Genomic DNA, 20,628 nt, shown 5'->3' on the forward strand with positions numbered 1-20,628 from the left:
AATCGGGCTGCCTATAGTCGGCCCATGAGCAACGATCAGCCCCAGTTCAGTATTGTTGGTGACGTCAGCGTGGACCTTGTCCTGGGCACGCTCGACGCCTGGCCCCGCATCGGCACCGAGCAGTTGATGCCCCGCAGCGAGCTGCGCGCCGGCGGCTCGGCCGCCAACTCCGCGTTGGCCGCACGCCACCTGGGCCTGAGCCCGCGCCTGATCGGCGCGATCGGTGGCGATGACCTGGCCCAGTGGCTGCAGCTGCAGCTGGCCGGCATCGCCGTGGACCTGCAGACCTGCAGCAGCGACACCACCCTGTCGGTCGGCCTGCTGCATGCCGACGGCGAGCGCACCTTCTTCACCAGCTACGGCCACCTGCAGCACCTGTCGCCGCAGTTCGTGCAGGCGCACCTGCCGCCGGCCACGCCCGGCAGCATTGCCCTGTTCACCGCCCCCTTCCTGCTGCCGGGCCTGCGCGAACGCTACAGCGCGCTGCTGGCCTATGCCGCCACGCAGGGCTACCAGATCGCCCTGGATACCGGCTGGCCGCCGGAGGGCTGGACACCACAAGTGCTGGAGGAAGTGGAAGGCTGGCTGGCCCAGTGCGACCACCTGATGGTCAACGAGCTGGAAGTGATGAGCCTTGCCGGCAGCCAGGACCTGACAGTGGCGGTCAACCGCGTGGCCCGGCTGCTCAAGCCCGGCGCCCGCCTGATCGTGAAGCTGGGGGCGGCCGGCGCCCTGGGCCATGCCGATGGCCAGAGCACGCATTACGCCACCGAAGTAGCCAACGACATCTTCGACACCGTGGGTGCGGGGGACAGCTTCAACACCGGCTACCTGGCCGCCTGCCTCAACCAGGCCGGGCTGCGCGATGCGCTGGCCGCCGGCTGCCGCACCGCCGCTGCTGTCCTGCAGCGCTTCCCGCGCAAGCGCATCGCGGCGGGCGAGCTGGCCCACTGCCTGCTGCCGTCTTCCTGACCTGGAGCCACGACCATGACCCATCGGCCGTTGATCATCTGTTACATCCTGCTGATCTGGTTCGCGATCTCCTTCATCACCAACCTGATCGGGCCGTTGATGCCCATCGCCATCGCCGATTTCCAGCTGAGCCTGACGATGGCCGGTTTCATGCCGTTCTCGTTCTTCCTGGCCTATGGCCTGATCTCGATTCCCGGCGGCATGCTGATCGAGATCCGCGGCACCCGCTTCACCCTGTTCGTGGCCTTCGCGCTGAACCTCCTCGGCGCATTGGCGATTGCCGTGATGCCGGGCTATGTCTCGGTGGTGGCTGGCCTGTTCGTGATCGGCCTGGGCATGGCGCTGCTGCAGGTGGTGATCAACCCGTTGATGCGCACGGTCGGGGGCGAGCAGCACTTCGCGTTCTTTTCGGTGATGGCGCAGCTGGTGTTCGGCCTGGCCTCGTTCCTGAGCCCGTTGGCATTCCGCGCCTACATGCAGCGCCCGGGCGTGGAGGGCCAGCCGCTGGCCTGGCTGGCGTTCTACTGGTTCTTCGGGGCGGCATTCGTGCTGCTGGCGCTGCTCAACAGCCGGTTGCCGTTGCCGGCCGTTGAACTGAAGGACGATGAGCGCGCCGGCACACTGACCACCTACCGCAGCCTGCTGCGCCGCCGCGATGTGCGCCTGTTCTTCCTGGCCATCGTGGCCTACGTGGGCACCGAGCAGTCCATCGCCAACTGGATGTCGCAGTTCCTGCACAGCTACCACGGGCTGTCGGCCACCGAACAGGGCGCCATCGCCGTCAGCCGTTTCTGGGGGCTGATGGCACTGGGCTGCCTGACCGGGCTGGGCCTGTTGAAGCTGATCGATTCGCGCCTGGTGCTGGCGCTGTTCTCCCTGCTCGCCCTCGCCTGCCTGGCGTTGGCCTTGTTTGCGCCTGCAGCGGTCTCTCTGGCTGCGTTTCCCGCTGCAGGCTTCTTCTTGTCGGTGATGTTCTCGGTGATCTTCTCGCTGGCGCTGAACTCGGTGCGCGAGCACCACGGTGCGTTCTCGGGAATCCTGTGCAGCGGCATTCTCGGCGGCGCCATCGTGCCGCTGCTGATCGGCATGGCCGGCGACCACTGGGGGCTGCGTGCCGCCCTGTCGCTGGTCTTCATTCCGCTGCTCTACATCCTCAGCGTCAGCGTCTGGGCCAGGCCGCTGGTCCGCAACCAGACCCTGCATTCCGGCAGACAGACCCCCGCTGCGCCCTGACCGGCGCATCTGCACCAGCCACTGCGCGGGCTCCGGCCCGAGTCGACGTACAACCAGGAGCCCATCATGAAGAAGCATCCCCGTGCTGTTCGCCCGACCGGCATCGCCGCCGCGGTGGCTGCCGTGCTGCTCAGCTGTACCGCCCTGCCCGCCCTTGCCCAGGCCACCGCGCAGGAAGATGCGCCCAAGCCCGGCAAGGACGCGGCCCACACCACGCTCGACACGGTGCGCGTCTCGGCCACACGCGTGGAATCGGACCTGCTGAAGACGCCGGTGACGGTCACCGCCGTTACCCAGGAAGCGCTCACCCGCCAGGGCATCCGCGATGTGCGTGGCCTGTCCGGCAGCATGCCGAACCTGCAGATCGCCTCCGGCCCGGATTCGGGCGTACAGGTCAGCATCCGCGGCATCGGCGCGAACAACTTCACCGAAATCGGCGACCCGGCGGTCGGCCTGCATGTGGCCGGCCTGTACTCGCCGCGCCCGCAGGGTGCGCTGGCGCTGATGTTCGACGTGGACCAGGTGGAAGTGCTGCGCGGCCCGCAGGGCACGCTGTTCGGCCGCAACTCCACCGGCGGCAGCATCAACATCATCCCGGCCAAGCCGCGCTTTGATTCCACCTTCGGCAGCACCGAGCTGGAGGTGGGCAGCTACAACCTGCGCCAGGTGAACCTGATCCAGAACTTCGCCGTCAACGAGCGCTTCGCGCTGCGCGTGGCAGCGACCAAGGTCAAACGTGATGGCTGGATCGACCAGCAGCAGGACTTCACCGATTACAACCTGCCCGACCACGGCTTCATTCCGGACGGCATTCCCGATGTCGACCAGCGCCGCAACAAGAAGGTCTCGCGCAGCGATTACTACTACAACCGTGACGAATGGGCCGCACGCATCGCTGCGCGCTTTGCCGTCACCGAAAACGTGGAATGGCTGCTGTCGTACGAGAAGTTCCAGAATTCCGGCGCCGGCCAGGTGGCGATGAAGGACTGCGACCAGGCCGCCGGCACCCGTTTCGCCTGCGAAGGCGGCAAATGGGACGTGAAGATCAACGTGCCCGGCCGCACCGACATGTCCATCGACACGGTGCGCTCGAACCTGAACTGGTTCCTCAACGATGCCAACAGCATCGAGTACAACGTGGCCTTCGCCACGCAGAAGCGCTCGCAGATTGCCGATGACGATGGTGGCTACCACGAGATTCCCTCGCAGGTGACCGCCCACCTGCCGGTGCCGGCCGAAGGCGACTGGGGCGTCTGGCCGATCCGTGACAACACCTCGATCACGGTGGATTCCAAGTACAAATCCTTCGTGCACGAACTGCAGTTCAAGCACCAGGGCGAACGGGTGAACCTGGTGTCGGGCCTGTTCTGGATGCATGAAAAGAACGCGATCAACTACGCCCAGGAGCTGCTGGTCAACGCGCCCTATGGCTTCCCGATCAGCCAGTACTACCACCAGCCGAACCGGCAGATCGATGCCAAGGCGATCTTCTCGCAGGCCGACTGGCACTTCGCCCCGACCTGGACGGCCACCATCGGCGCGCGCTACAGCCGCGACGAGAAGACCGACCGTGGCGGCCAGGTCTACGGTGGCTGGGATGCTTCGACCCCGGCCTACTACAACGGCCTGTACAACCCGGGCACGCCGGGCGAACCCGGCTTCCGCCCTCACAACGGTCGTGACCTGACCGAGAAGATGGGCCCCTATGGTGGCACCGGTGCCTACGCGCTGTGGGGGCCGCCGGCCGAGAACGCGCATTCGGAGTCGTGGCGCAAGGTCACCTGGCGGCTGGGCCTGACCAAGGACCTGTCCGAGGACGAGATCCTGTTCACCTCGCTGTCCACCGGCTACAAGGCCGGCGGCTTCGGCGACAAGGACGACATCTGTGGTGGCAAGGTCTGCCTGGACGGCCCGGCCGGCCCGCAGTACTCGTTCTTCCCGTACAAGCCGGAAACCATCACCAACTTCGAGATCGGCTACAAGGGCCTGCTGCTGGACCGCCGCCTGAGCCTGGCGGTGACCGCGTTCTACAGCCGTTACAAGGACATGCAGGTGACCGGCGATTTCTACGCCGCCAAGGTACACGTCAACGAGCCCTGCCCGGACTGGGACCCGACCTGCGATGTGGTCAAGAAGTGGCAGACCGTCAACGTCGGCACGGTGAACATTCCCGGCGTGGAAGTGGAAGTGGACTTCCTGCCGACGCCCAACACCCGTATCGGCGGCTTCTTCTCCTACATCAACAGCAAGATCAAGGATTACCCGACCTACAGCGACGAGTGGAACTGCGGCGTGCGCGAGGAGTTCGGCGCGGTGCCGTGCCCGGAACCGTATGCCGGCCCGGACCCGACGCTGGCCGGCCGCCAGGTCTACGACATCACCGGCAACCACCTGCCGATGACGCCGAAGTTCACCGCCGGCATCAACGCCTCGCACACCTTCAAGCTGGGCAACGGCTACGAGCTGGTGCCGTGGGTGAACGTGAAGTGGCAGGACAAGATGTACTTCACCCTGCGCAACCTGGACAACCCGCACATCTCCGACGGGCAGAAGGCCTATGCCAAGGTCGATGCCAGCATCAGCCTGCAGTCGCCGTCGTTCTGGCGTGCCGAGCTGTACGTGCTCAACGCCACCGACAAGATGACCAAGAACTGGGCCGACGATGCCGGCGGCTTCATCCGCGCCTACTGGAACGACCCGCGCACGGTCGGCCTGCGCGTGCGCTTCGACTACTGACCCTGACGGCGCGCCGCCGTGCCGAGGGGCACGGCGGTGCCGGTGCCCTCAGCAGGAAGCCGCCCGCAAGGGCGGCTTCTTCGTTGCGGTGATCGTGCGGCGGATCACTTGTGCTTGGCCGGCGCGTTCCAGCCCAGGTCCGGTTCGGCGTAGTACTGCACGCCCAGCGCGTCCAACTGCGGGCGCAGGCCGTCCAGGCGCTGCACGAAGCCGGCGTAATCGCGCGTACCGGCCGGGCTCCAGGCCAGCTCCGCCACGGCGGCAAGGCGCGGCCACAGGCGCGCATCGGTGTCGGCGTCGGTGTGCACGAATTCGGTCCACAGTGCCGCCTCGATGCCGACGGCGGTCTTGAACGGCGCCGGATCGAACTGGTACACGCGCTGCAGCGGCAGGCCTTCCTTGCGGCACCAGTCAGCACCCGGCTGCCCGGCATGGTTGCCGTGGTCGACATACAGGTAGGAACACGGCGACAGGATCAGCGGGTGGCCCTTGGCCACGGCCGGGGCGATGTCGTAGCCATCGTTCCACAGCTGCAGCAGGGCGTTGGGCTTCAGGGTGGCCACCGAGCCCTCTTCCCAGACGATCGGCGTGCGGCCCATGCCATCGACGATCGCGGCGGCGCGTGACACGAAATCGGCATACAGCGGATGCTTGATCTCATCACCGCCGATGTGGATCTCGGTGGAGGGGAAGATCGCCACCACCTGTTCCAGCACCGCCTGCACGAACGGATAGATGGCCTCGGGCTTTTCCAGGCAGAGCACGCTGAAGCCCACTTCGACGCCGGAATACGGCGCCAGGTTGGTCACGTTGTCGCAGGCCAGCGTGTTGTACGAGGCCAAGGCGGCCTGCACGTGGCCGGGCATGTCGATCTCCGGCACGATGGTCACGCCGCGCGCCTGGGCATAGGCCACCAGATGCTTCAGTTCGTCCTGCGTGTAGAAGCCGGCACGGCCGCCTTCCACCGCGCTGCCCCCGCCGATCTCGGTCAGCTTCGGGTAGCCGTTGATCTGGATGCGCCAGCCCTGGTCATCGGTCAGGTGCAGGTGCAGCCGGTTCAACTTGAACAGCGCCATGCGGTCGATGTGCCGTTCCAGGTAGGCCATCGGCAGGAAGCTGCGCGCCACGTCCAGCGAGACACCGCGCCAGCGATAGGCCGGGGCATCGGCGATGGAAAGACGCGGCAGGCGAAGCTCGCGCTGCGGTCGTGCCGGCAGCAGCTGGCGCAGGGTCTGCACCGCATGCAGCAAGCCGGTATCGGTGCGGGCGCTGAGCGTGATGTCCTCGCCGATGACCAGCCGGTAGCCCTCCTCACCCAGTGCCGGATCATCGATCAGTTGCAGGCGCACCGTGGCACTGCCCGTTCCGTTGCCCGATCCGCTGCCATTCGTGGGGATACCCAGCGCGTACAGCGCAGCGTCCAGCGCCTGCCGGGCCTTGGGGGCGCTGCCCTGCGCCTGCACCGACACAGTGCGGAAATACAGTTCGCCCTTGGCAGGGGTCAATGTCTGCGGCGCGGGAACCAGCGGCCGCACGGTGGTGTCGCGTACCTCGGCGGCCTGGGCCAGTGCGCCGTGGCCGATCCCGGCCAGGGCCATGCAGGCGAGCAGAACGTCGATCCTGAGTGATGCCTTCATCCGGGAACGCACTCCTTGGCAGTGGTTCCGCATGATGCACGCAATACCCTCCGGCCACCATCCATCGCAGCATCACGTGCGCGGCTTTATCCGCCGGCCACGCCTTGATAGCATGGCCCCGAATTCAAGACGCCCTCCCGGTCCGCCGGGAGGGCGTCTCGTTTTGGTTCCCGCCGATTCCACGAGGAACCTTGCTTGACTATCCGCACACCTTCGCTCCACCCTTCCGACCTGCTCGGCCACGTCCGCCATGGCAACGGCCCGATCCCGGTGCTGGTCCTGCACGACTGGCTGGGCGATCACACCGGCTATGACGCCCTGCTGCCTTACCTGGATGCGCAGCGGTTCTGCCATGTCTTCGCCGATCTTCGCGGCTATGGACTGTCCAGGGAACAGGCCCCCACCTGCCGTGTGCAGGACATCGCCGCCGACTGCCTGGCGTTGGCCGACCACCTGGGCTGGTCACGCTTCCATGTGATGGGCCATTCAATGACCGGCATGGTGACCCAGCGCCTGGCCGCCGATGCACCTGCACGCATCATCAGTGCCATCGCGCTGTGCCCGGTGTCCGCGGCCGGCAACCGTCTGCCGCCGGACGCACGCGCCTTCTTCGCCAGCACCACCACCGACGATGCGGCACTGGCGCGGCTGTTGCGCTTCGTGTCGGGCGGCATGTCCGCCGACTGGGTGGCGGCCAAGGTGCAGCAGAACCGGGCCAGCGTGGCACCGGCCGCACGGGAGGGCTATCTGCAGATGTTGGTGAACACCGATTTCGTTGCGGAGGTGCAGGGCATCGCCACGCCGTTCCTGGTCATCGTGGGCGACCGCGATCCGGGGCTGGATGCCGATGCCATGGCGCGCACCTTCCTGGCGTGGCACCCCCAGGCCACGCTGGCGGTGATGCAGGGGTGCGGGCATTACCCGATGGCGCAGCAGCCGGCGCACCTTGCGGCGTTGATGGCGACGTTCCTGTCGCGGTAACGCCCCTCCACGCAGGGCGCGGGTCAGGCAGGGGCACTGCGCCGCGCACAGCGCGTTGCCTTCACCGCTGGTTAACGAGCGCGCGGCACCATGGCCCCATGGATGACGCGCCCTCCTCCCAGCCGCCGGATGCGGATACGCCCCCAGCCCCGGCGACGGCCGCCCCGCGCCGTGCGCTGGCATGGACGACCACGCTGTGGACGATGGTCATCTGCACGCTGCTGGTGCTGTTCATTACGGCAGCATTGCCCTGGCCGACGCCGCGCGGGATGTATTCCGCCATCGGCCTGGGGATGCTGCTGCCGTTCCTGCTGATCGGTGCGCTGATCGCTGTCGGCGTGTCGGCCACGGCGGTGTTCGTGGCGGCCCAGCTGAGTGGACTGCGCGGCTGGGCAACCACCGGGTGCCTGGCACTGGCCGCCATGCTGGCCCTGATCGCGTTCCTGGCTGGCTTCGAGATGGCCGGCGGCTGACATCCTGCCGGCAGCGTTGCCCGGCCACGGTCACATCCCCGCAACATCCCGCCCGTAGCGTCGCCGGTTTTTACGGACCCTGAACGGAGCGCGGCGGTGTCCCAGGCGGGCAGCACATGGGCCAGGATCTTCACCGAGCACGGCTCTACGCTGCGCGGCTTCTTCCTGCGCCGTGGCGCGCGCGAGGAGGCCGAGGATCTGGTGCAGGAAACCTACCTGCGCATGCTGCGTGCCCGCGAGACCCGTGGCGAGAGCATCGCCAACCCGGAGGCCTACCTGTACACCGTGGCGCTGAATCTTGCGCGCGAACAGGGCGTGCGCTCCCAGCAGAATCCGCTGCAGGGTGAGGACATCGAGGAATTCTCCCATCTGCTGCGCAGCAGCGATGCTGCCGAGGATGATGCCGTGCGCCAGCAACGCCAACGCCGCCTGCAGGAACTGCTGTCCACCCTGCCCGACCGTACCCGCGCGGTACTGGTGATGCAGTACCGCGATGGCCTGAGTTACCTGCAGATTGCCGAACGGATGGGCATTTCCACGCACATGGTGAAGAAACACGTGGTCAATGGCCTGGCGGCCTGCCGCCGTGCGCTGGCCGCACAGGGAGAAGCCTGGTGAGCCCGTTGACCCTGCCGGGAACCGCTACGCGCGAGGCGGCGCAGTGGCACGCACTGCACCGCGAACGGCCGTTGAGTGCCGAGGAGCACACCCGGTTCCTGGACTGGATGACCGCCTCGCCCGAGCACCTGCGCGAATACCTGGCCGTCAGCCAGATCGCCGGCGAGCTGGGCGGTGCGCTGCAGGCCATGGACATCGACGTCGATGCGCTGCTGGCCAGCCCCGCGCCCACGCGCAGCAACGTGGTGGTCCTGCCCCGGCGGCAGGGAACACCGCGCGTTGCGCGGCGCGGCGCATGGTGGCGCCGCGCCGCCGTGGCGGCGTCGCTGGCGCTGGTCACGGTGACCGCCGGCTGGCTGTGCTGGCCGCGCACCTACACCTACACCACCGCGCACGCCGAACAGCGCCGCGTCACCCTGCCCGACCACAGTACAGTCCACCTCAATGCGGAAAGCCAGCTGCGCGTGCGTTTCAGCCTGCTGCGGCGCGACGCCACCCTGCTGCGCGGGCAGGCGACGTTCGAGGTCGCTACGGACCGTCGCCCGTTCGAGGTGCTGGCCGGCACGCTGCGCGTGCAGGACATCGGCACGACCTTCGACGTGGCGCTGCAGCGCGAACAGGTCCGCGTGGGGGTCAGCGAGGGCCAGGTGCGTGTCAGTCCGCTGGCCAATGCGGCACGTACGCTGGCCGACCTGCACGCCGGGCAGAGCGCGCGCATCGACTACCAGGGCAGGCATGTCAGCCTGGCCCGGGAAAACGTCGAGACGATGACGGCGTGGTGGCAGCGCCGCGTCGTGTTCCGTGACGACCCGCTGGCCGATGTGGCCGACCAGTTCAACCGCCTCAACCGCACACGCGTGGTGATCGAGGACCCGCAGGCGGCGGCGCTGCGCCTGACCGGCAACCTGCACAGCGAAGACATCGCATCGTTGCGCGTGTTCCTGCAGCAGCAGCGTGGGCTGCAGGTGGTCCAGGCACAGGACGAAATCCGGGTCCGCACCCGGCCGCGCTGAGGGTGCAGGCGCCGCCGTTGGCGGTGTCACAGAAAATTCACGGAAAAACCGGTACCCGACGCGCGGCAACCGGGCTCGTAGTGGATAGGCCGGCGCGATGGCGCTGGCTGCCCACCACCCAACGGACCACCCCTCCATGAGCCGCAGCCGCATCCTGTTCCTCTCCATCGCACTGGCCCTGCACGGCACTGCTGCCGCTGCACAGGCGGCAGCGCCGCAGACCGTCCTGTCGCAGGCCATTCCGGCGCAGCCGCTGGACAATGCGTTGAACCAGCTGTCCAGCCAGACCGGCATCAAGTTCATCTACGATGCCGCCACCGGCAATCCCACCAGCCATGGCGTGCCTGCCGGGCAGCCCACCGAAGAGGCGCTGCGCCAGCTGCTGCAGGGCACCGGCCTGCGCTACCGCTACATCAACGCCGACACCATCACCATCGAGAACGCTGCGGCGGGCGCACCGGCGGCGAAGACCGTGGCGGCCGCCGGCGTGGCACCGGCTGCGGCCGACCCGTCGCAGCCGGTGAACCTGGAACAGGTCGTGGTGACCGGCTTCCGCCAGAGCCTGCTGGTCGGCCGTGACCTCAAGCGCGATGCGGTCGGCACCCAGGACGCCATCGTCGCCCAGGACATCGCTGCCTTTCCGGACCTGAACCTGGCCGAGTCGCTGCAGCGCGTGCCGGGCGTGGCGATCACCCGCGATGCCGGCGAAGGCCGGCAGATCTCCCTGCGTGGCCTCGGCCCGGATTTCACCCGCACCCAGCTCAACGGCATGGAAGTGCTGGGCAACACCTCGTCGGGCTTCGACAACCGGGGTTCGGTCAGCCGTACCCGCAGCTTCGACTACAGCCTGTTCGCCTCGGAACTGTTCAACCGCGTGGTGGTGGAGAAGTCCTACGCGGCCGAGCAGGATGAAGGCGGCATCGGCGGCACGGTCAGCCTGACCACGGCACGGCCGTTCGATTACGAGGGCAAAAAGCTGGTGGTCGGGGCCAAGGCACAGACCAACACCAACACCGACGGCGTGACGCCGCGCGTGATCGGCCTGGCCTCCAACCGCTGGCAGACCGATGCGGGTGAGTTCGGCATCCTCGCTTCGGCCGCGTACTCGCGCAACAACGTGAACGAGTACGGCATGCGCAGCTGGAACTGGACCAAGATCAACGTCAGCGCCGCCAATATCGGCCCGAACGTATCGGCGGCCGATCGTGACCGCCTGGTCAACGCCAAGGGCCAGGACCGCGTGTCCGCGCCACAGGCCACCAGCCCCTCGACCTGGTATGCCGAGCGCGAACGGCTGGGCCTGACCACCACGCTGCAGTGGCGCCCGAACGACCGCACCGAGATGAGCCTGGACCTGCTGTATGGCACGCTCAGCAATGACCGCCACGAGTATGCGATGGCACCGGCCGGCGTGAACGCACTGACCGGCGACGTGCGTGGCACCCAGCGCCTGAACGCCGTGGAGATCCGCGGTGACAGCATCGTCTACGCCGACTGGTCCGGCGTGGACATGCGCAACGAATCCAAGCATTCGCAGGACAAGACCACCTTTACCCAGGCCGTGTGGAACGGCAGCTTCCAGGCCACCGATACGCTGCGCTTCTACGCACTGGCCGGCTGGTCGCGCTCGGAATTCAAGGGCCCGGTGTTCGACAAGATCTTCACCCAGGCAGTGAACCAGAACTTCAGCTATGACTTTCGTGGCGGCAACCCGGCCACGACCCACTACGGCTTCGACCCCACCGACCCGAAGCTGTGGGGCCTGATGCGCGCCGATGCGCGCGAGGACTACATCCGCAGCGAGTACAAGACGGCCGAACTGAACGGCCTGTGGGACGTCAGCCTGTCCTCCTCGCTGCGCTTCGGCGTGGACTACAAGGATTTCGGCAACGATGGCTGGACGCGCTTCAACCGCGTGGACTGGTACAACAACCCGAACCGCCCGGCGCCGGTGCTGCAGCAGCTGGGCTACGACTCGCTGGTGCCATACCTGGTGGCCAACGTGGATGCGACCTTCGCCCTGACCGGCCAGCTGCGCGACCTCACATCGGCCAATGACCAGGCCGGCACCAACTATTCGCTGACCGAGCGCACCTCGGCGGCCTACGCGCAGTACGAACTCAACACCGAACTGGGCGACATGCGCCTGCGCGCCAATGCCGGCGTGCGCTACTACCGCACCCGTCTGACCTCGGCCGGCTCGGTGGCCACCAACAACGGCCTGGTGCCGGCAGTAATCACCAACACCTACGACGGTTTCCTGCCGGCCCTGAACATCGCGCTGGAAGTGCGGCCGGACATGATCCTGCGCCTGGGGGCCAGCCGCAACATCAGCCGCCCGGGTCTGGGCGATCTGCGCGCCGCCGGTTCGGTCAGCTTCACCCCGTTCGGCGGCAGCGTGAACGCCGGCAACCCGAACCTGCAGCCGTTCAAGGCCGACTCCATCGAAGCCTCGTGGGAGTACTACATGGGCGACCATGGTGCGATCTCGCTGGGCGTGTTCCACAAGACGATGGATTCGTTCATCACCGCTGAAACCGCCTCGGTGCCCTACGGCACGATCGGCTACCCGAATTCACTGCTGGGCCCGGGCCAGGATGGCAACACCATCTATTCCTTCAGCCGCCCGGTGAACGGCGATGGTGCCTCGATCCGCGGCGTGGAGATGGCGTTCCAGCGCGATTTCGATTTCCTGCCCGCACCGTTCGATGGCTTCGGCTTTGCCGCCAACGTCACCTATGCCAAGGGCGAAACCGATGCGATGGTCGATGGCGTGCGCCGCACGCTGGCCCTGACCAACCTCTCCAAGTGGTCCTCCAACGCCACGCTCTACTACGAAACCAGCACCTGGGGTGCGCGCATTTCCAGCGCCTGGCGTGATGGCTACCTCGACGGCATCGGCGGCAACGGCAACATCGGCTCGGGCTACCGCGCCACCAACAACGTCGATGCCAACGTTTTCTGGAACATCAACCCGCACCTGAAGCTGGTGGTGGAAGCAATCAACCTGACCAACCAGCCGATCAACCAGTACACGGACATCATCGAGAAGCGCTCCACGTCCTGGACCAAGAGCGGCCGCACCTACACCTTCGGCGTGACCTACACGTTCTGACCTGCCCTGCTGCCGGGGCCGGCACTGCCTGTGCCGGCCCCGGCAGGCCCTGTGGACGTGTCACCATTCCTGCCTGAAGGACCGTTTCAATGCTTCTCCCTACCGCCCTGCTGCTGGCGGGCCTTGCCCTGCCCCCGGCATCGCCCCCCTGCACCGCCTGCCCCGATACATCGGCAGCTGCCCTGCACATGAACGACCTGATCGCGGTCGGCACACACAACAGCTACAAGCAGGCGATCGCCCCGGAAGAACTGGCCGCGCTGATCGCTGCCGATCCGGGCGCGATCGGCCTGGACTACGCCCACCCGAGCCTGGCGCGGCAGCTGGATGCCGGCGCACGCCAGCTCGAGATCGACGTGCATAACGACCCCGCCGGAGGCCGTTATGCGGCACCGCTGACGGCGCTGCGCACCGGCCATGCCACCGACGCGGCGTTCCGTGCCGCCATGGCACTCCCGGGATTCAAGACGCTGCACATGCCGGACGTGGATTTCCGCAGTTCCTGCCTGCGCTTCACCACCTGCCTGCAGCAGATCAATGCCTGGTCGCTCGCACACCCGGACCATGTGCCGATCCTGATCCTGCTCAACGCCAAGACCGGCCCGGCATCGTTGCCCGGTGGCGTGACGCCGCTGGACTTCGATGCCACGGCCTGGGATGCGCTGGATGCGGAAATCCGCGCGGTGTTCAGCGATGCACGCTTGATCACGCCCGACCAGGTGCGCGGCAGGCATGCGACGCTGCGTGCAGCGGTCCTGGCCGGTGGCTGGCCCCGCCTGGCGCAGGCCCGCGGCAAGGTGTTCTTCGCGCTGGACGAGGACGGCGCCAAGGTGGCGGCCTACCGTGCCGGGCACCCTGTCCTGCAGGGACGGGCCATGTTCGTCAACGCACCCGAAGGCAGCCCCGCAGCGGCGTACCTGACACTCAACGACCCGGTCACCCAGCAGGCCCGCATCCAGGCTGCCGTGCGCAGGGGCTTCATCGTGCGTACCCGTGCCGATGCCGAAACCCTGGAAGCCCGGCACAACGACCGGCGCCGCCTGGCTGCCGCGCTGGCCAGCGGCGCGCAGTACCTATCCACCGACTACCTGTGGGCGGACCCCCGCTTTCCGCGCTACCAGGTGCGGTTGCCCGATGGCGCGGCCGCGATCTGCAATACGGTGCGCCGCAGCCAATGCGGTACAGCGCCCCTGGACGCGGTGGCACGGGACGGCACCGACGGCGGACGATGAGCCCGCCGCACGGCCGGGCCGGCTCAGGGGCGATCGGCGGCGATCTGGTACAGGCCGGCCAGCTTTTCCAGCCGGCCGCCATACACGCCCAGCAGGGCCGAGCCGATCAGGGCGCCCGTCATCAGCGCATACACCATCATCGGCACGAAAGCGGGCAACGCTGGGGTGCCGGCCTGGGCAAACGCCCCCACCAGATTGAGGGCCACGGCCGCCAGGGTGTTCAGTGCGGCCCCCAGCGCCGCCCGGCGCGTGCAGGATTTCGCTTCCAGTTCCAGCAGCCGCGCCTGTTCGCGCAGCACCGGACGGGGATGGCCGGCCAGGCTGGCAATGATCTCCCCGCTGCGGGCGATGGCGCGGTCGGTGTTGGCCGCCGCGCCACTGAACCCCCGGCGCAGGTGCCGCACGATCTCGACCAGGGACAGGGCCACGCAGACCGTGTAGCCCAGCAGCAGTACCAGGTAAAGCAGTGCGACGATGGCCCGTGCATGGGGGACCACGACCCACCCCGTGACCGTCACGGTCACGATGAGGCCGATGAGCGCGATCGCCACCAGGCTGCCCCCCATGAACCAGCGTTCGGCACGTTTGAACCCGCCGCGCGATGCCGGCGGCAGTTGCAGGCGGCGCAGCAGCTCGGCGGTGGACGGAAGCGGAGCGTGGGTCGGGTCGGTCATGCAGTGCCTGCGGCGTCGTGATGGACGCCCAGCCTCCCCTATTGCCGTCTCCCGGGCTGAGACGACGACCCAGGGGGGATTATTTGCGCCGCCTCGCTGGCGAGCATCAGATATTCCTGATGGCTGACAGGGGTCTTTCCTGATGGTGTCGCATTTGGCTCGCTGAGATGGTTGCCACGCTCACAGAGCATGACCATTCACAAGACGGGGGATCTCAGCATGGCTGCACGTTATGAGTTGAAGGCATCGGGCACCCAGTTCCATTTCGTTCTCAAGGCGGGCAATGGCGAAGTCATCCTGACCGGAGAGCGCTACACCACCAAGCAGAACGCGATGAACGGCATCGCATCGGTCAAGGCGAACGCTCCGCTTGATGCCCGCTACGAGCGAAAGACATCCAGCAACGGCTCGCCGATGTTCAATCTGAAGGCTGCAAACGGTGAAGTGATTGGCACCAGTGAGCAGTACAGCTCCACTGCCGGGCGTGAAGCCGGCATCCAGTCGGTCAAAAACAATGGCCCATCTGCGCCCGTCGTTGACCTGACCTGAGCCCTCGACGCCCGCATCGCAAGCCGCGATGCGGGCCTCGCACGTCGTCACCAGTTCCAGCGCAGGCCCACGTTGCCGTCCAGCGATTCACGGCCGCGCCCGAACGACTTCTGGTAGCCGGCGGTGGCATACAGCGATGTCCGCAGGCCCAGCTGTGCGCTCATGCCGACGCTCAGTTCCCACCACGTGCCGGACAGGTCCGAATGGAACGGCACGGGCCCGTCATGGCTGTCGAAGGTGTTGCGCGAATCGGAGCGGAACTCGTGCCAGACATTGGCGGCCAGCCAGTGGGTCAGCAGGCGTGGCACGGTGCCTTCGGCCAGGGCACGGGTGTGGCTCAATCGCCCGCCCAGGCGGGCCGTGAGCGAATCGGTGCTGTCGAAGTTCACCGATGACACCGCATCGTGGGCATCATCCAGCCGCAGCCGCTGGTAGATCACCTGGCCTTGGGGGGTCAACGACCAGCCGTTGTCCAGCACGTAGGGCACCCCGCCTTCCACCGCCACCACCGGAGCCGCCATTGCCGGTACCGCCGGCGCCACTGCCGCCGCCTCCGCCACCGTTGCCACCGGTACCGCCGGTGATCAGCCCGGTATTGCTGCCCGCCCCGTTGAGCGATGCACCGACGCCGCCACCGCCACCACCGCCGCCGCCCGCACCGGATTCGACCCCGGCAGCGCTGTTGGCACCGCCACCACCACCGGTGCCACCGGCCTGGCCCCCCTGGCCAGCGCCACCGGAACCGGTCTGGCCCGCCGCGCCATTGCCACCGCCGCCACCGTTGATGCCACCGGCACCCCCCGCCCCGCCATTGCCGCCGATGCCGGTGTTGGTGCCAACGGCACCGCCCCCGCCCCCGTTGCCACTCTGTCCACCACCGGCAGCATCCCCACCGTTGGGGGCATCAGGCACGCCACCGATCGCCGGCCTGCAGGTGGCTGCGGGCGTGCAGCCGCCCTTGCCACCATCGGCATGCGCGGCCATCGAGACGGTGCCACCGGCCAGCAGCATCGCAACGGCGATGGCCAGTACACGGTGTTCGGGCGCCCGCACTGGCGGGGCACCGGCTGCAACAGGACGGGGAGCAACTGCAGGGTGTGGACTGCGCATGTTTCCTGGCCTCCTGGTGCGCACGAATCCAAGCATCCATGCGTCTACCCCCACGGTCTCAGGCGTTTTGTCGAAGTGATGTGCATGGGAAGGCCGCGTCATGCCGACCGGCCGCACAGATTTACAAAAAAGTGGCGGACACTGTCTTCAGCCGTCGCCGTGTCGCCGTCGTGCCAGGCCCGGGCACGGCAGGCCCCTCATCCCAGTGATGCGAAGTACTGTGCCGGCGGCTTGCCCATCGCCTTGCGGAACATCGTGATGAAGGCGGTGGCCGAGTCGTAGCCCAGCAGGCCAGCCACCTGCTGCACGGACATGCCAGCGGCGAGTTCACGCAGGGCCACCAGCAGGTGGATCTGCTGCCGCCAGCGGCCAAAGCTCAGGCCGGTCTGCTGCTGGATCAGCCGGGCCAGCGTGCGTTCCCCCATCGCCACGCGCTGCGCCCACTGCGCCAGCGTGCTGCGATCGTCAGGGTGCCGGGTCAACGCGGTGGCGATGCGCTGCAGCGTGGGGTGATCGGAGATCGGCAGGTGGAAGCGCGCGACCGGCGCGGCCACCAGTTGTTCCAGCAGCACACCGGCCACCCGTGCCGTGGGGCCGTCCGCCGGGTACGGGTGCGGTTGTTCGGCCAGGTAGTCGACCAGTTCGCGCAGCAGCGGACTGACCTGCAGCGTGCAGCAGTCCGGCGGCATCGGTGCAGCCCCCGGTTCGATGAACAGATAGCTGATGCGGGCGTTGTGCGTGCCGTGATTGCTGTGTGGCAGGCTGCCGGGAATCCACACCGCATGCTGCGGTGGCACCAGCCACAGTGCGCCGGGCACGCGGCAGGTCACCGCGCCGTGTCGGGCGATCACCAGCTGGCCCTTGCGGTGCTGGTGCACCGGCAGTTCCACGTCGTGCTGGTCCACCTCCAGCCGCAGGGCCGTCACCGGCAGGCCGTCGGCGTCCGGGTCGAAGTGGCGCAGCAGCTGGGCGAGGGAACTGCGGATTGGCATGATTCAGCGATTATCTGTCATTCCTCGCATATCGCGCTTGAACCGGCGCGCGTATCGTTCGGCTGCCCCACCCCCACCGTGCCGTCATGAACACCGCTTCCCCACGCACCGACCGCCGCGAACTGGCGCTGTTGGCCGCCATCCTGCTGATCGCTGCCTGCCTGCGCGCGCCCTTCACCGGCCTGCCGCCGGCACTGGGCCTGATCGCCACCGACCTGCGGCTGAGCACCGGCCTGGCCGGCGCCATCATCACCCTGCCCTTGCTGGCGTTTGCCCTGCTGTCCCCACTGGTCGCTGCGCTGGCACGGCGGCAGGGGCTGGAGCGCACGCTGACCGCAGGCCTGGTCATCCTCGCGGTGGGCATCGCGCTGCGCTCGGCCGGTGCTGCAGCGGCGCTGTTCGTCGGCACCGCCGTCATCGGCATCGGCATCACCGTTGGCAACGTGCTGCTGCCCAGCCTGATCAAGCGCAGCTTCCCCAACAGCATCACCCCGCTCACCGGTGCCTATGCGCTGACGATGGGGATTGCCGCCACGGCGGGCTCGGCCGTGGTGGTGCCGTTGTCCACCGCCTGGGGCTGGCCGGCGGCCCTGGCCAGCTTCATCGTGCTGCCGCTGGTCGCGCTGGCGGCCTGGCTGCCACAGCTGCGCCAGCCAGCGGCGACGGCCCCCACTGCGGCAGCGTCCACGCCGGAACCGCGCCTGTGGCGTTCGCCGCTGGCGTGGCAGGTCACCCTGTTCCTGGGCCTGAATTCCCTGCTCAGCTACATCGCCATCGGCTGGTTGCCGGCGATGCTGGTCGAGGCCGGCCACAGCCAGGCGCAGACCGGTTCGCTGCATGGGGTGCTGCAGTTGGCCATCGCCGTGCCGGGGCTGGTCATCGGCCCACTGGTGCGCCGCCTGCGCGACCAGCGTCTTGCGGCCGCGCTGTCTGCGGCCTGCATGGCCGGCGGCTTCCTGGGACTGCTGCTTGCGCCGGCCCAGGCCATCGCCTGGTGCGCGCTGCTGGGCGTCGGCTCGGGCACCGGCTTCATCCTCGGCCTGGCCTTCGTCGGCCTGCGCACGCGCACCACCGCGCAGGCAGTGGCGCTGTCCGGCATGGCGCAGTGCGTGGGCTACCTGCTGGCGGCCAGCGGCCCGATCAGTATGGGCGCCCTGCATGATGCGGCGGGCAGCTGGCAGTGGCCGCTGCTGCTGTGCACTGGCCTGGCCCTGCTGGAAGGCAGCATCGGCCTGCTGGCCGGGCGCGACCGCCGGATCGGCGATGCCGCGCCCGCACCTGCGCCTGCTGCCAACGCGCTGCCGCCGCAGCAGGCCTGAAAGCGGTCAGTCGCCGCCGGTGCCGCGCTGTGCCTGCCGGGCGCGGAATTCGGGCGTGGGCAGTCCGCCCACGCCCCAACTGTCCAGCGCCACTTCCTCGATGACCACGAAGGTCGAGGCCAGCGGCTTGCCCATCACCTGCAGCAGCAGCTCGCTCACGCCCTGGATCAGCGCCTTCTTCTGCGCGGCGGTGGTGGCTTCGGCACCCGGTGCGGTGCCCTCGCGGGTCACCTTGATGTTCACGTAAGGCATGTCAGTGCTCCGTTGGGGGGTCAGCTGCCGGCCACCTGGCCGCCATCGACGTGCAGGATTTCACCGGTCACGAAACCCGCGTCTTCCAGGTACATCACCGCCTGGGTGATGTCGGCCACATCGCCCAGGCGCTGCATCGGGTGCAGGCCGGCCAGCGTGGCATGGGTGTGCGGCGGGTGCATCGGCGTGCGGATCACCCCCGGCGACACCGCGTTGACGCGGATGTTGCGGGTGGCATATTCGATGGCCAGGCTGCGCGTGGCCGCGGCCAGCCCGCCCTTGGTCAGTGACGCCAGCACCGAGGGCACGTTGTGGTTGGCGTTGTCGACCAGGGTGGTGGTGATCTGCACCACATGGCCGCCGCCCTGCGCCAGCATCGCCTCCACCGCCGGCTGGGTGGTGTGGAAGAAGCCGTCGAGGTTGGTGGCCAGCATCTGCTGGTACTGCTGCGCGCTGTACTGGGTGAACGGGCTGGCGATGAAGATGCCGGCGTTGTTGACCAGCGTATCGACCCGCCCGAAGCGCTCCAGCGCCTGCTCGACCAGCGCCTTGCCGGTGGCCGGATGGCCGATGTCGCCGGCGATGGTCAGGTAGTTGGGGTCGTTGGAAGCGGCGATGCGGCGGGAGGTACCGAGCACCCGGTAGCCGCGCGCCAGGAAGGCACGGGCGATGCCCTCGCCCAGCCCCTGCGATGCGCCGGTCACGATGGCCACTTTCTGCGTGTTGTTCATGGGGATTCCCGTTGGCAGGCCGGGCGGGATCGCCCGGCGTGGACACCAATCTAGGCGCGGCCCGGCTGTTCGAAAATCCGCTAATCTTGCGCAATGGCTGATAAAAAACGCACAGAGCCGGACTGGCAGGATGTCCGCGTGTTCCTGGCACTGGGGCGCTACGGCAGCCTGTCGGCCGCCGCCCGGGCCCTGGGCACCAACCACTCCACCATTTCCCGGCGGCTGCAGTCGCTGGAAGCCAGCCTGGGCGAAAAGCTGATGGAGCGCCGCCCGCAGGGCTATGTGCTGACCCCGGCCGGCACGCAGGCACTGGCGGCGGCCAGTGACATGGAAGCGGCCGTGCAGACGCTGGGGCGCGGGCAGGCCGACGGCGTGCCGCGCGGGCTGGTGCGGGTCAACGCGCCACCGGCGCTGACCCAGGGGTTCCTGACCGCGCAGCTGGCGCCGCTGCCGCTGCAGTACCCGGGGCTGGACATCGAGCTGGCCTCGGACCTGCGCGCGGTCAGCCTGGAACGGCATGTCACCGATATCGCCGTGCGCCTGGACCCGCCACGCGACGGTGATGTCATCGCCCGGCCGCTGGGCACGATGGCCTTCGGCTTCTATGGCACCGAGGCCGTCCGCGCGCGTATCGAGGCGGGCCAGGCCCCATCGTTCGTGGGCTTCGACGAGGCCAACGCCTACCTGCCGGAGGCGACCTGGCTGGCGCAGCATTTCCCGCAGGCGCGCATCGTGTTCCGTGCCAACAACCAGGCAGCGCAGGCCATCGCGGCGCGGTCCGGGGCCGGGCTGGTGCTGTTGCCGCACTACCTTGGCCGCAGCACGCCCGGCCTGCATCCCTGCACGCTGCCGGTGGCCCCGCCGTCGCGTGGCATCTTCCTGCTCACGCGCCGGCAGGACCGCCGCGACCTGCCCATCCGTACCGTTGCCGACCACCTGCTGCAGGTGTTTGCCGATGCACGGGCGCTGTTCGAGCCCTGAGCCGGCATTG

Annotated in this window: 19 protein-coding genes; 12 read left to right on the forward strand and 7 right to left on the reverse strand. The window is 68.1% G+C overall.

The genetic code is table 11. The annotated features are described in order from the left end of the window. The first annotated feature begins 24 nt into the window (after nucleotides 1-24). The 3 genes from Q9R17_RS19025 (at nucleotide 25) to Q9R17_RS19035 (ending at nucleotide 4,941) form a co-directional block, all read left to right on the forward strand. Nucleotides 25-972 carry a carbohydrate kinase family protein gene (locus Q9R17_RS19025; protein ID WP_308156137.1) on the forward strand — a complete coding sequence of 316 codons (948 nt, stop codon included), beginning with the start codon at nucleotides 25-27 and terminating at the stop codon, nucleotides 970-972. A gap of 15 nt (nucleotides 973-987) precedes the next feature. After that, on the forward strand, nucleotides 988-2,205 hold the full coding sequence (locus tag Q9R17_RS19030) for an MFS transporter (RefSeq protein ID WP_308156138.1): 1,218 nt from the start codon (nucleotides 988-990) through the stop codon (nucleotides 2,203-2,205). Nucleotides 2,206-2,271: 66 nt separating this feature from the next. Continuing rightward, nucleotides 2,272-4,941, forward strand: coding sequence for a TonB-dependent receptor (locus Q9R17_RS19035; protein WP_308156139.1), 2,670 nt, complete (start codon nucleotides 2,272-2,274; stop codon nucleotides 4,939-4,941). Between the two features lie 104 nt (nucleotides 4,942-5,045). Here Q9R17_RS19035 and Q9R17_RS19040 read toward each other — a convergent pair whose 3' ends face one another. Then, nucleotides 5,046-6,578 carry a family 20 glycosylhydrolase gene (locus Q9R17_RS19040; protein WP_308156140.1) on the reverse strand — a complete coding sequence of 511 codons (1,533 nt, stop codon included), beginning with the start codon at nucleotides 6,576-6,578 and terminating at the stop codon, nucleotides 5,046-5,048. 195 nt (nucleotides 6,579-6,773) lie between these two features. Here Q9R17_RS19040 and Q9R17_RS19045 point away from each other — a divergent pair, with 195 nt between their 5' ends. From Q9R17_RS19045 to Q9R17_RS19070, 6 genes are all read left to right on the forward strand, one after another. Continuing rightward, the gene (locus Q9R17_RS19045; RefSeq protein WP_308156141.1) at nucleotides 6,774-7,559 is read left to right on the forward strand and encodes an alpha/beta hydrolase; all 786 of its coding nucleotides are present in this window, start codon (nucleotides 6,774-6,776) and stop codon (nucleotides 7,557-7,559) included. Nucleotides 7,560-7,657: 98 nt separating this feature from the next. After that, on the forward strand, nucleotides 7,658-8,032 hold the full coding sequence (locus Q9R17_RS19050) for a hypothetical protein (RefSeq protein WP_308156142.1): 375 nt from the start codon (nucleotides 7,658-7,660) through the stop codon (nucleotides 8,030-8,032). A 96-nt stretch (nucleotides 8,033-8,128) separates the two neighbouring features. Beyond that, complete coding sequence (locus tag Q9R17_RS19055; RefSeq protein WP_308156143.1) at nucleotides 8,129-8,650, forward strand: sigma-70 family RNA polymerase sigma factor; 522 nt, start codon at nucleotides 8,129-8,131, stop codon at nucleotides 8,648-8,650. Beyond that, nucleotides 8,647-9,663 (forward strand): FecR domain-containing protein, encoded by a 1,017-nt coding sequence (locus tag Q9R17_RS19060; RefSeq protein ID WP_308156144.1) that lies wholly within the window; start codon nucleotides 8,647-8,649, stop codon nucleotides 9,661-9,663. Before Q9R17_RS19055 ends, Q9R17_RS19060 begins: the two co-directional genes overlap by 4 nt. 136 nt (nucleotides 9,664-9,799) lie before the next feature. Then, nucleotides 9,800-12,778 (forward strand): TonB-dependent receptor, encoded by a 2,979-nt coding sequence (locus tag Q9R17_RS19065; RefSeq protein WP_308156145.1) that lies wholly within the window; start codon nucleotides 9,800-9,802, stop codon nucleotides 12,776-12,778. 188 nt (nucleotides 12,779-12,966) lie between these two features. Beyond that, nucleotides 12,967-14,010: a phosphatidylinositol-specific phospholipase C1-like protein gene (locus Q9R17_RS19070; RefSeq protein ID WP_308156146.1), complete on the forward strand. Its 1,044-nt coding sequence runs from the start codon at nucleotides 12,967-12,969 to the stop codon at nucleotides 14,008-14,010. Between the two features lie 23 nt (nucleotides 14,011-14,033). On the opposite strand, the gene Q9R17_RS19075 is transcribed toward Q9R17_RS19070, so the two are convergent. Beyond that, entirely contained in the window at nucleotides 14,034-14,684 is a 651-nt protein-coding gene (locus tag Q9R17_RS19075; protein ID WP_308156147.1) for a hypothetical protein, read from the reverse strand. A gap of 219 nt (nucleotides 14,685-14,903) precedes the next feature. Here Q9R17_RS19075 and Q9R17_RS19080 point away from each other — a divergent pair, with 219 nt between their 5' ends. Continuing rightward, nucleotides 14,904-15,233: a YegP family protein gene (locus tag Q9R17_RS19080; protein WP_308156148.1), complete on the forward strand. Its 330-nt coding sequence runs from the start codon at nucleotides 14,904-14,906 to the stop codon at nucleotides 15,231-15,233. Nucleotides 15,234-15,280: 47 nt separating this feature from the next. Here Q9R17_RS19080 and Q9R17_RS19085 read toward each other — a convergent pair whose 3' ends face one another. From Q9R17_RS19085 to Q9R17_RS19095, 3 genes are all read right to left on the reverse strand, one after another. After that, nucleotides 15,281-15,691, reverse strand: a complete 411-nt coding sequence (locus Q9R17_RS19085; RefSeq protein WP_308156149.1) for an autotransporter outer membrane beta-barrel domain-containing protein — start codon at nucleotides 15,689-15,691, stop codon at nucleotides 15,281-15,283. Then, nucleotides 15,645-16,286, reverse strand: a complete 642-nt coding sequence (locus Q9R17_RS19090; RefSeq protein ID WP_308156150.1) for a hypothetical protein — start codon at nucleotides 16,284-16,286, stop codon at nucleotides 15,645-15,647. The genes Q9R17_RS19085 and Q9R17_RS19090 overlap by 47 nt, the downstream gene beginning before the upstream one ends. 254 nt (nucleotides 16,287-16,540) lie before the next feature. Then, nucleotides 16,541-17,335 (reverse strand): helix-turn-helix transcriptional regulator, encoded by a 795-nt coding sequence (locus tag Q9R17_RS19095; RefSeq protein WP_308156151.1) that lies wholly within the window; start codon nucleotides 17,333-17,335, stop codon nucleotides 16,541-16,543. Nucleotides 17,336-17,421: 86 nt separating this feature from the next. On the opposite strand from Q9R17_RS19095, the gene Q9R17_RS19100 reads away from it, so the two are divergent. Then, a complete protein-coding gene (locus tag Q9R17_RS19100; protein WP_308156152.1) occupies nucleotides 17,422-18,654 on the forward strand; it encodes an MFS transporter in 1,233 nt (410 codons plus the stop codon). A gap of 6 nt (nucleotides 18,655-18,660) precedes the next feature. Here Q9R17_RS19100 and Q9R17_RS19105 read toward each other — a convergent pair whose 3' ends face one another. Next, nucleotides 18,661-18,906 (reverse strand): 4-oxalocrotonate tautomerase family protein, encoded by a 246-nt coding sequence (locus Q9R17_RS19105; protein WP_308156153.1) that lies wholly within the window; start codon nucleotides 18,904-18,906, stop codon nucleotides 18,661-18,663. Between the two features lie 20 nt (nucleotides 18,907-18,926). Then, nucleotides 18,927-19,637, reverse strand: coding sequence for an SDR family NAD(P)-dependent oxidoreductase (locus tag Q9R17_RS19110; RefSeq protein ID WP_308156154.1), 711 nt, complete (start codon nucleotides 19,635-19,637; stop codon nucleotides 18,927-18,929). Between the two features lie 93 nt (nucleotides 19,638-19,730). Between Q9R17_RS19110 and Q9R17_RS19115 the strand changes: the two genes are divergently transcribed. After that, on the forward strand, nucleotides 19,731-20,618 hold the full coding sequence (locus Q9R17_RS19115; RefSeq protein WP_308156155.1) for a LysR family transcriptional regulator: 888 nt from the start codon (nucleotides 19,731-19,733) through the stop codon (nucleotides 20,616-20,618). Nucleotides 20,619-20,628: the final 10 nt, after the last annotated feature.

It is taken from the genome of Stenotrophomonas sp. 24(2023) (assembly GCF_030913365.1).
GTDB lineage: Bacteria > Pseudomonadota > Gammaproteobacteria > Xanthomonadales > Xanthomonadaceae > Stenotrophomonas.

Excerpts from the sequence above, each read along its gene's own strand:
- Q9R17_RS19025 (WP_308156137.1), top strand. The coding sequence starts at position 25 with ATGAGCAACGATCAGCCCCAGTTCAGTATTGTTGGTGACGTCAGCGTG.
- Q9R17_RS19030 (WP_308156138.1), top strand. The coding sequence starts at position 988 with ATGACCCATCGGCCGTTGATCATCTGTTACATCCTGCTGATCTGGTTC.
- Q9R17_RS19035 (WP_308156139.1), top strand. The coding sequence starts at position 2,272 with ATGAAGAAGCATCCCCGTGCTGTTCGCCCGACCGGCATCGCCGCCGCG.
- Q9R17_RS19040 (WP_308156140.1), bottom strand. The coding sequence starts at position 6,578 with ATGAAGGCATCACTCAGGATCGACGTTCTGCTCGCCTGCATGGCCCTG.
- Q9R17_RS19050 (WP_308156142.1), top strand. The coding sequence starts at position 7,658 with ATGGATGACGCGCCCTCCTCCCAGCCGCCGGATGCGGATACGCCCCCA.
- Q9R17_RS19065 (WP_308156145.1), top strand. The coding sequence starts at position 9,800 with ATGAGCCGCAGCCGCATCCTGTTCCTCTCCATCGCACTGGCCCTGCAC.
- Q9R17_RS19070 (WP_308156146.1), top strand. The coding sequence starts at position 12,967 with ATGAACGACCTGATCGCGGTCGGCACACACAACAGCTACAAGCAGGCG.
- Q9R17_RS19075 (WP_308156147.1), bottom strand. The coding sequence starts at position 14,684 with ATGACCGACCCGACCCACGCTCCGCTTCCGTCCACCGCCGAGCTGCTG.
- Q9R17_RS19080 (WP_308156148.1), top strand. The coding sequence starts at position 14,904 with ATGGCTGCACGTTATGAGTTGAAGGCATCGGGCACCCAGTTCCATTTC.
- Q9R17_RS19095 (WP_308156151.1), bottom strand. The coding sequence starts at position 17,335 with ATGCCAATCCGCAGTTCCCTCGCCCAGCTGCTGCGCCACTTCGACCCG.
- Q9R17_RS19100 (WP_308156152.1), top strand. The coding sequence starts at position 17,422 with ATGAACACCGCTTCCCCACGCACCGACCGCCGCGAACTGGCGCTGTTG.
- Q9R17_RS19105 (WP_308156153.1), bottom strand. The coding sequence starts at position 18,906 with ATGCCTTACGTGAACATCAAGGTGACCCGCGAGGGCACCGCACCGGGT.
- Q9R17_RS19110 (WP_308156154.1), bottom strand. The coding sequence starts at position 19,637 with ATGAACAACACGCAGAAAGTGGCCATCGTGACCGGCGCATCGCAGGGG.
- Q9R17_RS19115 (WP_308156155.1), top strand. The coding sequence starts at position 19,731 with ATGGCTGATAAAAAACGCACAGAGCCGGACTGGCAGGATGTCCGCGTG.